General features: G+C 68.6%; 12 protein-coding genes. 6 read left to right on the forward strand and 6 right to left on the reverse strand.

The window, feature by feature from the left end:
• Position 1 precedes the first annotated feature (1 nt).
• The gene (locus ACI2KI_RS04975) at positions 2-535 is read left to right on the forward strand and encodes a c-type cytochrome (protein WP_404618255.1); all 534 of its coding nucleotides are present in this window, start codon (positions 2-4) and stop codon (positions 533-535) included.
• 19 nt (positions 536-554) lie between these two features.
• Here ACI2KI_RS04975 and ACI2KI_RS04980 read toward each other — a convergent pair whose 3' ends face one another.
• From ACI2KI_RS04980 to ACI2KI_RS04995, 4 genes are all read right to left on the reverse strand, one after another.
• Positions 555-3788 carry an efflux RND transporter permease subunit gene (locus ACI2KI_RS04980; protein ID WP_404618938.1) on the reverse strand — a complete coding sequence of 1078 codons (3234 nt, stop codon included), beginning with the start codon at positions 3786-3788 and terminating at the stop codon, positions 555-557.
• A 2-nt stretch (positions 3789-3790) separates the two neighbouring features.
• Entirely contained in the window at positions 3791-4924 is a 1134-nt protein-coding gene (locus ACI2KI_RS04985) for an efflux RND transporter periplasmic adaptor subunit (protein WP_404618257.1), read from the reverse strand.
• A 110-nt stretch (positions 4925-5034) separates the two neighbouring features.
• Positions 5035-5811: a hypothetical protein gene (locus ACI2KI_RS04990; RefSeq protein ID WP_404618259.1), complete on the reverse strand. Its 777-nt coding sequence runs from the start codon at positions 5809-5811 to the stop codon at positions 5035-5037.
• Entirely contained in the window at positions 5808-6572 is a 765-nt protein-coding gene (locus ACI2KI_RS04995) for a class II aldolase/adducin family protein (RefSeq protein WP_404618261.1), read from the reverse strand. The genes ACI2KI_RS04990 and ACI2KI_RS04995 overlap by 4 nt, the downstream gene beginning before the upstream one ends.
• Before the next feature lie 164 nt (positions 6573-6736).
• Here ACI2KI_RS04995 and ACI2KI_RS05000 point away from each other — a divergent pair, with 164 nt between their 5' ends.
• From ACI2KI_RS05000 to ACI2KI_RS05015, 4 genes are all read left to right on the forward strand, one after another.
• The gene (locus ACI2KI_RS05000) at positions 6737-7573 is read left to right on the forward strand and encodes a DUF2336 domain-containing protein (protein WP_404618263.1); all 837 of its coding nucleotides are present in this window, start codon (positions 6737-6739) and stop codon (positions 7571-7573) included.
• Positions 7528-7881: a DUF2336 domain-containing protein gene (locus ACI2KI_RS05005; protein ID WP_404618265.1), complete on the forward strand. Its 354-nt coding sequence runs from the start codon at positions 7528-7530 to the stop codon at positions 7879-7881. The genes ACI2KI_RS05000 and ACI2KI_RS05005 overlap by 46 nt, the downstream gene beginning before the upstream one ends.
• 31 nt (positions 7882-7912) lie before the next feature.
• Entirely contained in the window at positions 7913-8689 is a 777-nt protein-coding gene (locus ACI2KI_RS05010) for an NAD kinase (RefSeq protein WP_292083295.1), read from the forward strand.
• 62 nt (positions 8690-8751) lie between these two features.
• The gene (locus ACI2KI_RS05015; RefSeq protein ID WP_404618268.1) at positions 8752-9225 is read left to right on the forward strand and encodes an Hpt domain-containing protein; all 474 of its coding nucleotides are present in this window, start codon (positions 8752-8754) and stop codon (positions 9223-9225) included.
• 72 nt (positions 9226-9297) lie between these two features.
• Here ACI2KI_RS05015 and ACI2KI_RS05020 read toward each other — a convergent pair whose 3' ends face one another.
• Together ACI2KI_RS05020 and ACI2KI_RS05025 are read right to left on the reverse strand one after the other, a co-directional pair.
• Positions 9298-10440 (reverse strand): DUF2336 domain-containing protein, encoded by a 1143-nt coding sequence (locus tag ACI2KI_RS05020; protein WP_312063057.1) that lies wholly within the window; start codon positions 10438-10440, stop codon positions 9298-9300.
• A gap of 99 nt (positions 10441-10539) precedes the next feature.
• The gene (locus ACI2KI_RS05025; protein WP_404618270.1) at positions 10540-11346 is read right to left on the reverse strand and encodes a transglycosylase SLT domain-containing protein; all 807 of its coding nucleotides are present in this window, start codon (positions 11344-11346) and stop codon (positions 10540-10542) included.
• A 130-nt stretch (positions 11347-11476) separates the two neighbouring features.
• On the opposite strand from ACI2KI_RS05025, the gene ACI2KI_RS05030 reads away from it, so the two are divergent.
• A complete protein-coding gene (locus ACI2KI_RS05030; protein ID WP_404618272.1) occupies positions 11477-12211 on the forward strand; it encodes a TonB family protein in 735 nt (244 codons plus the stop codon).
• The last annotated feature ends 8 nt before the right edge of the window (positions 12212-12219 follow it).

The following is a 12219-nucleotide window of genomic DNA, read 5'->3' on the forward strand; positions in this document are numbered from 1 at the left end:
CATGCGCACCGCCCTAATCTTCGCCTCCGCCCTGACCGCTTCTCTGGCCCTGGCCGCCTGCGGCGACAACGCCGCGCCCGCCGCCGATGCGACGCCCAAGGCTCCGCCGCCGCCCGCGCCGACCGAGGCGGAGAAGGTCGCCATGCTGGCCGCCCTGCCCGCGCCCTACAATGCCGGCGATCTCGAGAACGGCCGCCGCGCCTTCGCCCGCTGCCGCTCCTGCCACACCATCACGCCGGGCGGCCCGAACATGGCGGGGCCGAACCTTTACGGCGTCTTCGGCCGCCAGGCTGGCGCGCTGGACAAGTACGGCTACTCGCACGCCCTGCGCACGGCGGGCTTCGCCTGGGACGCCGACAAGCTGGATCACTGGCTGGAGAACCCCAAGACCTTCCTGCCCGGCAACAAGATGACCTTCGCTGGCCTGCGCGACGCCACGGACCGCCGCGACGTCATCGCCTTCCTGAAGGTCGAGACCGGCTATGCCCCGGAAACGGCGAAGCCCGCCGCTGCCGCGACGGCCCCCGCTTCCTGAGCATTGGACGCCGGGCGGATCAGCCCGGCGTCATGTCCGGCGTCTTGCCCTCGGCGATCTCCTGGGCTTCCCATTCTTCGATCTTGCGAGCGGTGTATTCCGGCGACTTGGTGAAGCGCGCCAGGACGCCGTAGATCACCGGCACCACGAACAAGGTCAGGATGGTGGCGAAGATCGCCCCCGTGAAGATGACCACGCCGATGGTCTGACGGCTGCCCGCGCCCGCGCCTTGCCAAAGCACCAGCGGCAGGGCGCCGAAGGCGGTGGCGATCGAGGTCATGATGATCGGGCGCAGGCGCAAGCTGGAGGACTCGATAATAGCCTCACGGATGCTCCGCCCCTGATCGCGCAGCTGGTTGGCGAACTCAACGATCAGGATGCCGTTCTTGGCCGCCACCCCGATCAGGATGATCAGGCCGATCTGGCTGTAGATGTTCAGGCTGGAGCCCGCCATCAACAGGCCGAACAGACCGCCCGCCGCCGCCAGAGGCACGGTCAGCATGATGACCGCGGGGGTGATCCAGCTCTCGAACTGAGCCGCCAGAACCAGGAAGACCAGCAGCAAGGCCAGACCGAAGGCCCAGCCCACGGCGCTGCCCGCCTCCTGCTGATCGCGGGCCGCGCCGCCCCAACGGATCGTGACGGCGCCCTGCGGCTGCTTGGCCACTTCGGCGTTCAGGAAGGCGACCGCGTCGTCGATGGTGGTGCCGGGGTTCAGATCGGCCGAAAGAGTGATGGCGCGCTGGCGATCCAGACGTCGGCGATCGGGCGTGTCGCCGGACGTCTTGGTGGTGACCACCGCCGACAGGGGCACCAGCTGGCCCGCACCGGTGGAGACGTAAAGGGCCTCCAGATCGGTCACGCCTCGCCGGTTGTCGCGGTCGGTCTGCAGGATGACGTCGTACTCCTGACCACCCTTGATGTAGGTGGTGGCGCGGCGCGAGCCGAACATGGTTTCCAGCGCGCGGCCGATCTGCTGCGACGAGACGCCCAGGGCGGCGGCCTTCTGCGGATCGACGTCGACCAGCAGACGCGGCGCGTTCGGCTCATAGTTCAGGCGCGGTCGCGAGAGGCCGGGGTTTTCCTGCGCCGCGGCCAGGATGGGCTGCAGCCAGTCGTAGATCGGGCCGTATTCGGCGCCCGTCACAATCATCTCGACCGAGTTGGAGTTGCCGCCGCCGCGCTGGAAGGCGCCGGGGGTCGAGGCGTTGACCTGGGCGTCCGTTTGGCCACGCAGCTTGCCGTTCAGCTCCTGGGCGATCTCGTCAGCCGAACGGGAACGCTGGGACCAGTCGGCCAGGTTCAGAACCCCGTTTCCAGAGTTGTAGCTGCCGCCGCCAAAACCGGGCGACGAGATCAGGTAGTTGGCGGCTTCGCCGCTGTCGCGGTACTCGGCCAGGATCGGCTCCAGCCCCAGCATGATCTTGCGGGTGTAGTCGAAGCCTGCGCCTTCGGGCCCCTGCACCCGGATCTGGACGCGGCCGCGATCCTCGTTCGGCACCAGTTCGTTGGGCAGGACCAGGAAGATGCCGCCCGCGCCCGCCGCCACCAGAACGATCAGGCCGATGACCCCGCCCACTGCGGCGCGGCGGCCCAGCAGGGCGTTCAGCGAGTTGGCGTAGGAGTGCTTCAGCGCCTCCATGGCCCGGTCGACGCGACGGGCCAGCCAGCCGCCGGTCTGGGCCGGCTTCAGGATCTTGGACGCCAGCATCGGCGACAGGCTCAGCGCCAGGAAGGCCGAGAAGGCCACGGCCGCGGCGATGGCCGCCGCCAGTTCAACGAACAGACGACCGACGTAGCCCGGCAGGAACAACAGGGGCGCAAACACCGACAGCAGCACCACGGTCGTCGCCACGACAGCGAAGAAGACCTGACGCGCGCCGCGCTCGGCGGCCACCAGCGGCGGCTCGCCGTGGTCCAGACGGCGCTGGATGTTTTCGACCACGACGATGGCGTCATCGACCACCAGGCCGATGGCCAACACCAGAGCCAGCAAGGTCAGAAGGTTCAGCGAGAAGCCCAGGGGCGCCAGGACGATGAAGGTCGCCAGCAAGCAAATGGGCGCCACCACCGACGGGATGATCGCGGCGCGCAGGCTGCCCAGAAAGATGAAGTTGACCAGGGCCACCAGGGCCATCGAGATGCCGATGGTGATCCAGACCTCGTCAATGGCGTGCGAGGTGAAGACCGAGTTGTCGGACCCGACTTCAAGCGTGGTGCCGGGCGGCAGGGTCGGCTTGATCTGCTCCATCAAGGCGCGCGCGCCGTCCGAGATCTGCAGGTCGTTGGACTGGGCCTGACGGGTGACCGCCAGACCGATCTGGTCGATGCCGTTGCCGCGGAACAGGCGACGCGCCTCGGCGGGGGCCTCTTCGATCCGGGCGATGTCGCCCAGACGCGTAACATAGGCCGCATTGCCCAGCAGGGCGCCGGTCACGCCATTGGTCATGGCGGCGGACGCCGCGCCGAGCGTGCCGGACGCCTGGGCGCCGGTGGCCGTCGAGGCCGAGCCGCGCGTGCCGATCGGCAACTGGGCGAAGTCGGCGGGCCGCGCATAGGTGCGGGCCACGCGGACGGTGTAGTCCTTCTGGGTCGACTCCAGCGAACCGGCGGGCAGTTCGACGTTCTGATTGGTCAGGGCGGTTTCGACGTCAGCGACGGTCAGGCCGCGCGCGGCCATGGCGGCGGCGTCCAGCCAGATGCGCATGGCGTAGCGCTGCTCGCCGAAGATGTTGACCTGGGCCACGCCCGGCACGGTGGCGAAGCGGTCCACCAGATAGCGGTCGGCGTAGTCCGTCAGCTCCAGACGGTTCATCGTCGTGGAGCGCAGGAACATGATCATGATCGGCTGGCTGTCGGAGTCGGCCTTGGCCACTTCCGGCGGGTCGGCCTGATCCGGCAGACGCCCCTGGACGCGCGAGACGCGGTCGCGCACGTCGTTGGCGGCGTCGTCGATGTTGCGGTCCAGCGAGAACTCGATGTTGACGTTCGAGCGGCCGTCGCGGCTGGTCGAATTGATGCGCTCGACGCCCTGGATGCCGGCGATCTGTTGCTCGATCGGCTCGGTGATCCGGCTTTCGATCACCTCGGCCGAGGCGCCCGCGTAACTGGTGCTGACCGACACGATGGGCGGATCGACGTCCGGCAGTTCCCGCACCGGCAGGAAGAAGAAGGCCGCCAGGCCGATGACGCACAGAACGATGGCCGCCACCGCCGCGAAGACGGGGCGCCGGACCGAGACATCAGACAGCATCATCAGCGCGCCGCCTGAGCTGCGCGCGCGCCGCCCTTCTTGTCGCCGCCCCCGCCGACCGTGACGGGCGCGCCCGGCTGGATGCGGTTCAGACCCGAAGCCACCACGCGGTCATTGTTGTCCAGACCCGACAGGATCTCGACAAAGCCGCCCTCGACGGCGCCGGTCTGCACCTCGACACGCTGGGCGGTCGTGCCCTTTTCGCCCCGCGCGATGCGATAGACGAAGGCGCCCTGGCCTTCGTACTGCACGGCGGCCTCGGGCACCGATAGACTTTGACGGCGGCCCTGCTGCACGGCCACGCGCATCATCATGCCGGGACGGATGCGGGCGCCCGGGTTGGCGAACTCCGCGCGGGCGATGACAGCGCGGGTCTGCTCATTGACACGCGTGTCCAGCAGGGCGATGCGGCCGCTGAAGCTCTCGCCGGCATAGGCGTCGGCCGTGGCGATCAGAGGAGTGCCGACCTGAAGCACGCCCAGATAGCGTTCCGGCAGGGGGAAATCGACGCGGATGGCGCTGGTGTCGTCCAGGGTGGTGATGACCGATCCGGGCGAGATCAGGGTCCCCGGCGTCACCGTCGTCAAACCCAGAACGCCGGCGAAGGGCGCGCGCAGCACGCGGTCGCCGCGACGGGCTTCCGACGCCGCGACGGCGGCGCGGGCGCTCTGCAGGGCGGTTTCGGCCTGCTCGGCGGTCACGCGCGGGGCCACGCCGCGCTCGGCCAGAACCTTGAAGCGGTCGTATTCGCGCTGGGCCTGGGCCAGCTGGGCCCGAGCCTGGATCAGGTCGGCGTCTTCCTCGCGCGCCTGGAGCTCCACCAGGGGCGCGCCCGCCGCGACCCGCTGGCCGTCGGTGAACATGACGCGCGTGATCAGCTCGGTCGTGTTGGAGGTGATGTTGACCGAACGCTTGCTGCGGGCAACGCCAAGAACCCGGATCTGGTCGGCGAACTCACGCGGGGTCGCGACGGCTTCGGCCACCGCCTGACCGCGTCCGCCGCCGGGACCGCCGCGACCGGGACCGCCCGCGCCGCTCTTGTTGTCGTCAGCGAGGGTGATCTTCAGCACCGCCGCCAGGACCATGAGCCCCACCAGACAGGCCGCCGCGATGATGAAAAAATGGCGTTTGAACACGCGACGCAGTCTCCCCGACAACAAGCGGTCCCGCTTAGCGGGTCATGGCCGTTACGCAAATAAAGTATCTGTAACGTGGAGGGGTTTGGTTTCCGTCGCGGCAAATTGCGTCAGAAGCGACGCCAAACACTGATGATCGGACCTCTCGCGACGGGCGTTTCCCGCCCCGCAACAGCTTGTCGCCATCCGCCCTGAAGGCTCCAGGCTCCGAAGTGACGAACGGCGGAGACCTCGACGGACAGCCAGCGCGCGCCCTCGCCATCTGTCGCGCCGCCGAACCCCTGCGCCATCAGCATCCAGTCCTCATTGAGATGCGCCCCCGCCGTCAGATCGACCCGAACCTCGTCAGGCAAGCCTTGACGCCAGCGTCGCGCCACCTGCGCCTCTGCGAAGCCGCGCCGAGGCGCCCAGCGGCGACCATCGGAATCCCACGAGCGCCCGACCAGCCCCCGCAGCTCCCAGTCGCTGTCGCCCGCACCCGGCGCCGCATAGCCGGCGTTCCGTCCAGCCCCGCCCTGGGCATAGCCGGCATAGACGGCCACAACCTTGTCGTCGTCACGGTAGGCCTGCCACCGCGCGCCGATCTCGACCGGCCCACGCCCGTCATATCGGACAAAGGCGTCCTGTCCTTGCTGCCACTCGCCCTTGACCTGCAGGGTCAACCGCTCGGTCAGGCCATACTCGACCAGCAGCGACGCCGAACGATCCTCGCGCTCGACCGGCAGCCGGACCGTGCCGCCGGGGACAAAGCCTCGATCGGCGCGCATTTCCTCGTACTTCAGGATGGTCTGCCCCTGCCCCTTCGGCAGAGCCCAGCTTCCCGCCAAGGCCGACGACGACGCCCCCGCCGTCGCCAACCCGATCAGCAGCCCCCCGACCGCCTTCACACGTCGTAGCCCGGCGATTTTCGTTCCAGCTGACGCAGGGCGCCCGGCCAGGCGAGGGAAGAAACAAAGCCGATGCCTCGCCCCTGATCCTTGGTCTCGGCCTGCGCCGCATCCGGAGCGATCAGCACCTGCTCACGTCCGCCCGACAGGGCCGCCACCTGCTGGGCGCAGGCCCGCTCAAGGAAAAAGATCCCCACCCAGGCCTGGGCCGCCGTCTCGCCGACCGCCAGGGTGCCGTGGTTGCGCAGCAGCATCAGCGGCTTGTCGCCCATATCCGCCACCAGCCGCTCGCGCTCGTCATGGTTCAGCGCCAGACCTTCGTAGCCGTGATAGGCCACCTGATGCTGCAGCAGGCAGGCGTTCTGACTGATCGGCAGCAGGCCGTCCTTCTGCGCCGCCACCCCGACGCCGCTCACCGTGTGCAGGTGGATGACGAACTTGGCGTCTTCGCGCGCCGCGTGGACCGCCGAGTGAATAGTGAAGCCGGCCGGATTGATGAAGCTGGTCGTCTCCTGGACGATATTGCCGTCCAGATCGACCTTCACCAGGGAAGAGGCTGTAATTTCATCGAAATACCAGCCGTAGGGGTTGATCAGAAAGTGGTGCTCAGGCCCCGGCACGCGGGCCGAGATGTGGGTGAAGATCATGTCGTCCCACCCGTGCAGCGCCACCAGCCGGTACAGGGCGGCCAGTTCGATCCGCGCCTGCCATTCCGCCTCCGACACCCGCGACTTAAGCGACGACGCCGATCCGTCCGCCATGACGACCTCCCTTATCATTGTTCGGTTGAACCTCGCGCCGCTCCGGCGCGACGTCAAGCGACCGGCGTTCGCCCCGGAAGGTTTTCATTAACCCTGTTTTCACGCCGTCAGGATGACTATGCCGCGCGGCCCGGGCGGCCGTCTTTCGATGCGCGGAGCCGCCAGTGTCCACAGTCGTTCCGCTAGACCCTGACAAGCCCTCCCAGGCCGTGCCGCTGGCGGGCCTGAGCCAGCTGCTGGATCTGGCCAAGACTCGGTCGCCAGACGATCAGCATCGCCTGCTGATGGGGGTGGCGGGCCTCTATGAATCCGCCGCCGAGCACGGCGGCGCGCCCGACGCCCTGGCCGACATCTTCATCGCCCTGACCCGAAAGGCCGAACGCGAGATCCGTCAAATTCTGGCGCAGCGGCTGGCCAAGGTCGACTGGGCGCCCGCCGCCCTGGTGCGGATGCTGGCCGCCGACGAGATCGAGATCGCCCGTCCGGTGATCGCAGGCAGCCCCCTGTTGCTCGATGACGACCTGTTGCAACTGCTGGCCGATTGCTCGATCGAGCATCAGATTCAGGTGGCCCTTCGTCCCGATCTCGGCGCCGCCGTAGCCCGCGCCATCGTCGCGGAGGCCGATCCGGCCGTGATGACCGCCCTGGCCAGCAATCGCAGCGCTCGGATTGATCCCGCCGTTTTCGCCGACCTGGTCGAACGGTCCCGCCAGCTGGCCGCCCTGCGCGCGCCGTTGACCCGCCACCCATCGCTGAATGAAGACCTGGCGCTGCGCCTTTACCAGTGGGTCGGCGACGCCCTGCGTCAGGCGATCGGCGACCGCTTCAGCCTGGACCCCGCCCGGCTGACCGAGGCGCTCCAGAGCGCGGCCCAGACCACGGCCCAGGCCACGGCTCGCGACACGGCCGTCGCCTGGGACGCCGCATCCGCCGACCAAACGGACGCCCGAGACTGGTGGCCAAGCTGCACGCGGCCGGTCAGTTGCGCCCCGCCTATCTGATCCGGGCCCTGCGTGAGGAAAAGCTGGGAGTCTTTGCTCACGGCCTGGCCGTGCTGGGGCGCTTCGAGATCGCCCAGATCCGTCGGGCCCTGGCCGGCGACACGGCCCGCCCGCTCTTCCTGGCCTGCATCGCGGTGGGACTGGACCGGGCCGCCTTCCCCGCGCTTCTGACCGAAATCCGCAAGCTGAACGGAGGCTTCCCGCGTGATCCCGATGCCTCGGCCTGGCGGCTGGCGGACCGCTCGGCGGATCAGGCCGCCTACGAATTCCGCCTGCTGATGGCGGAACTGGGCGGCGCTTCCGTTTGACACGGGCCCCCTGCTCCGCTTGCCTAGCACTGTGAACAAGACCGCTCCCCTCGCCCTGACCTTCGTCGCCAGCGACCGCCCCGAAGCCGAGGCGGCGCGCGAACGGCTGAGCGAACGCTACGGCTCGGTTCCGGTGGCCGAGGCCGACGTCATCATCGCCCTGGGCGGCGACGGCTTCATGCTGGAGACCCTGCACAACAACCTGCAGCTCCGTACGCCGGTTTACGGCATGAACCGGGGCTCGGTCGGCTTCCTGATGAACGACTATGAGGAGGACGACCTGCAGGAGCGCCTGGCCGGCGCCGACCGGACCGTCATCCACCCCCTGCAGATGGACGCCTGGGTCGAAAGCGGCGAAGTCCACAGCGGCCTGGCCATCAACGAGGTCTCCCTGCTGCGTCAGACGCGTCAGACCGCCAAGCTGCGCGTCAGCATCAACGACAAGGTGCGGCTGGAGGAACTGAGCTGCGACGGCTGCATGGTGGCCACGCCCGCCGGCTCGACCGCCTACAACCTGTCCGCGCACGGCCCGATCATCCCGCTGGACGCGCCCAGCCTGGCCCTGACGCCGATCAGCGCCTTCCGCCCCCGGCGCTGGCGCGGCGCCCTGCTGTCGCACACAGCCCGCGTTCGCTTCGAGGTGCTGGAGCCCGACAAGCGCCCGGTCAGCGCCACCGCTGACAACTTCGAAGTCCGCCGCGTCACGCGGGTTGAGGTGCGCGAGCGCCGCGACATCAGCCTGACCATGCTGTTCGACGCCGGACGCTCGTTCGAGGAGCGCGTCATGGCCGAACAGTTCGCCAGCTGAAACGTCACGGGATTTTAAGCCTCCGCCCCTAGGCTCGCCGCCAAGAGTTCAGGAGCCGTCAAGTGAGCAATCCTCCCCAGGTCATTCGCCCGCCCCACCCGCTGCGCGCCAAGGTCGGCGGATTCGGCGGCATCGACGCCGACGCCATCGCCAAGGCCGAGGCCGCGCTCAAGGCCATGTCGGCCCAGTTCGGCCAATGGCTGAACGACGAGGTCGTCAAGCTGGATCAGGCCCAGGCCGACATCCGCGCCAAGGGCTATACGTCGGAAACCGCCGAGGCCCTGTATTTCCGCGCCCACGACCTTAAGGGGCTGGGCGCCACCTATCAGTATCCGCTGGTGACCCGGATCGCCGGCTCCCTGTGCCGGATGATGGACGACGGGGACAAGCGGATGCAGGCGCCGGTCGCCATTCTGGACGCCCATGTCGACGCCATCCGCGCCGTGGTCCGCGACGAAATCCAGACGGACGATCATCCGGTGGGCCGCGACCTGGCCGAAGCCCTGGAAGCCCGCGTCGCCGAACATCTGGCCTGAGGCCCGCTCACAGCCACAAGAAAAGGCGCCGCCGATGTCGGGGCGCCTTTTTTTCATGGGCGATGGCCTGGATCAGGCCGCGCTGACCGCCGCTTCCGCTCCCGGCGCCGCCGGACGATCCAAACGCTCCATCAGATAGGTCAGATCGTCGCGCGAGGCGTTGGGCCGCTGACTCAGGAAGCGCTCCAGCATGCGCTGGCGGAAGGCGTCGCTGGCGGTGTCGCCGCCCTCAGCCTGCAGGGCGCGCCAGGTGTCGACCCCGGCGCGGAAGGCCTGGAACAGACGCGGCGGCAGGCCAGCCCGGTCATAGATGGCCTTGAGCCCCAACGGCCCGGCGTCGTGCACCATCAGCCAGGCGCGATGATGCGGCGTGCCCGCCAACTCGGCCAAGGCGTGCTCGAACAGGGCCATCTGTCCGCGAGCCAGCGCCCGCAGCAGCAGGGAGGCGTTCAGAACCTTGCGCGCGTTCAGCCCGGCGACGAAGGCCGGCAGGTCGTTGCTGACTCGCGCCTGATCGACCAGATCGACCGTCGCCCGTTCGCGCGTGAACTGGGCGAACTGGATGGCGGTTTCAGGGGCCACGGCGTGGCGCGTCACCAGATGCTCGCGCACGGCGTCGCTGGCCAGGGCCACCAGGCGTTCCGTCACGGACAGGGGCAGAACCTGACGGTAGGCGATGGCGGACACGACCTCGGACGCCTGACCGAAGCGGTCAATGACGACGCCCAGGGCGGCCTCGGAAAGGTCGGCGTTATCGTTCGAAGCCAGAATCTGCACCGCCGAGCGGCAACCCTCGGCCGCCAGGACCGTGGCCACGTCGCGCGGCACGCGCCCGCGAGAGGCGACAGCGTTCTGGCGCACGACCGAGCCGGCGCGAATGATCTCGATCAGGTCGTCGTCGGTGAACGCCGGCGAACTGGCGATGATGGGCAGGGCCACGCTGTCTGCATCGGCGGCGAGGCGGCGCGCCACCTCGCGCGGCATCAGGTCCGACGCCTTGAGCGTGACGGCCATGGCGCGACGAACCAGTTCGGCGGCGTCATTGGCCAGAACGCCCAGAATTTTTTGAGCCGCCGCCCGATCGGCGTCGTCCATCTGCATCCGGTCGATGCTGCGGCATAGCTTGTGCGCCGCCGCGGCGCGGTCGTCTTCGGCATCCGATTTGATCAGGCGCCGGATATCGCTTTCCGTCAGTCGGGCGCGGTAGGCGGTCATGCGGGAGCTCGTAAGCTAGGCGACGGGCGAAGAATCAATCGTCACGCTTAGCGTTACATAGTTAACGCCTTATTAGGAATGAGGCGAAACCACGTTCTTTTACGCCGCCGTCTCCGAGGGCGGCGCGAAGGCCCCGCCGAAGCCGCTGCTCTTGCCGCCCTGACCGTCCTGTCCCAGCAGCAAGGCCAACAGGCTCTGGTCCTGCTTCAGACGATCCAGGCGCGCGGCCAGCATGCGGTCCTTTTCGCTCAGGTCCGGCATGGCGCTCTTCAGCGCCGAGCCCACGCCCGCCGCCGGAGCGCCCTCGCCCGCCGTGCGTTGCAGGTTGGCGTGAACCTCGGCAACCGTGGCGTGGCGGCCGTTGCGATAGAAGATCGAACGATTGGCCGACGCCGCTTCGGGGAACAAGGACGCGGCGCTGGCGCCCGGTCGCGCCTGCATGGCCTCCATCAGCTTGGCGGCGCCCGCCGGGCCGAGAAAGTGGGCGGCGTAGAGATCGCCCGCGCCGGGCTCCTGTCCCGTGCGGCCGCGCAGATAGGCGGCGTTGGAGGCCGTCAGCTCCGCCGCCATGGTCGAGGCGGCCTGAGGGTCGAACCGCAGGTCCAGCACCACGTTGCGGGCCGAGCCCTGCACCCGCCAGCGCCCGTCATCGCCGCGATGGATCAGGTCGGCGTACTGACCGTAACCGTGCTTGGCGCCGTGCTGCTTCACAGTGGCCAGCCAGGTCTGCTCGATGAACTGGAACAGACCCGAGGCCGAGGAGGTCGGAGCCCGCGCGGACGGGTTCATCGCGCTTTCGCGGCGCGCCGTCTTCATCAGGAAATCGAAGTCCACGCCGGTCGTGCTGGACGCACGCCGGATGGCCGCTTCAACCCCGCCAGATGATGGAATCGCTCCTACGCTCATATGGTTGACGGTCGCTAACTAAGGTTAACGAAAACCTAACCGCCCAAGCGCCGCAATAAAGCCGCAAGCCGAGCGCGACCATTGTTCCGTGGGCGCTGGGGAGGGCCTGCGACAGGAGGCGTTGAAGGCCATGATGATCAGAACCGCGGGCGGCCCCGGACTGGTGAGCCCGATAGACTTTGCCGAACGCAAAAAGCCGATGCCGCGCTGGATGTGGGCGGCGATCGGGGTGTCCGCCCTGGTCCACATCGGCGCCGGGGCGTGGCTCTACAATCAACGGTTCGAGTTGGCGGATATCCCGGCGGTCGAGGACGGGCCGACCACCGTCATCGACATCCTGCCCATGCCCAAGCCGCCGGAACCTCTGGTCGCGCCCAAGGTCCCGCCGGCGCCGACGCCGCCGATCCATAGGGCGGAAAACGTCATTCCGTCGAAGGTGCCGCCTCTGGCGGTTCCCATCGCCCCGGTCACCTCGCTGGACGCCGGCCCGGTCATCAACCTGACCGCGCCCGCCGACGAGCCATCCACCGGAACCGCGGTTGCGGCCGAACCGGTCCGATCGCCGCCGGTCATCACCAACCCCGACTGGGTGCGCAAACCGACGGCGGAACAGATGATGCGAGCCTATCCGTCAGCGGCCGAAGCACGGGGCGTCAACGGCGTCGCCAACCTGTCCTGTCTGGTGAGGGTCGACGGGAGCCTGACCGGCTGTTCGGTGACATCCGAGACGCCCGGCAATCAGGGCTTCGGACGCGCCGCCATGGGCCTGACCCGCTACTTCCGGCTCAGCCCGCGCACCGTGGACGGTCAAGCCGTCGACGGCGCCCGCGTCAGCATGGCCATTCGCTTCAACCTGCCCGAGTAGGACTGCCC

It is taken from the genome of Brevundimonas sp. NPDC046655, from assembly GCF_044901625.1.
GTDB lineage: Bacteria > Pseudomonadota > Alphaproteobacteria > Caulobacterales > Caulobacteraceae > Brevundimonas.

Excerpts from the sequence above, each read along its gene's own strand:
- ACI2KI_RS04975 (WP_404618255.1), top strand. The coding sequence starts at position 2 with ATGCGCACCGCCCTAATCTTCGCCTCCGCCCTGACCGCTTCTCTGGCC.
- ACI2KI_RS04980 (WP_404618938.1), bottom strand. The coding sequence starts at position 3,788 with ATGCTGTCTGATGTCTCGGTCCGGCGCCCCGTCTTCGCGGCGGTGGCG.
- ACI2KI_RS04995 (WP_404618261.1), bottom strand. The coding sequence starts at position 6,572 with ATGGCGGACGGATCGGCGTCGTCGCTTAAGTCGCGGGTGTCGGAGGCG.
- ACI2KI_RS05020 (WP_312063057.1), bottom strand. The coding sequence starts at position 10,440 with ATGACCGCCTACCGCGCCCGACTGACGGAAAGCGATATCCGGCGCCTG.
- ACI2KI_RS05025 (WP_404618270.1), bottom strand. The coding sequence starts at position 11,346 with ATGAGCGTAGGAGCGATTCCATCATCTGGCGGGGTTGAAGCGGCCATC.
- ACI2KI_RS05030 (WP_404618272.1), top strand. The coding sequence starts at position 11,477 with ATGATGATCAGAACCGCGGGCGGCCCCGGACTGGTGAGCCCGATAGAC.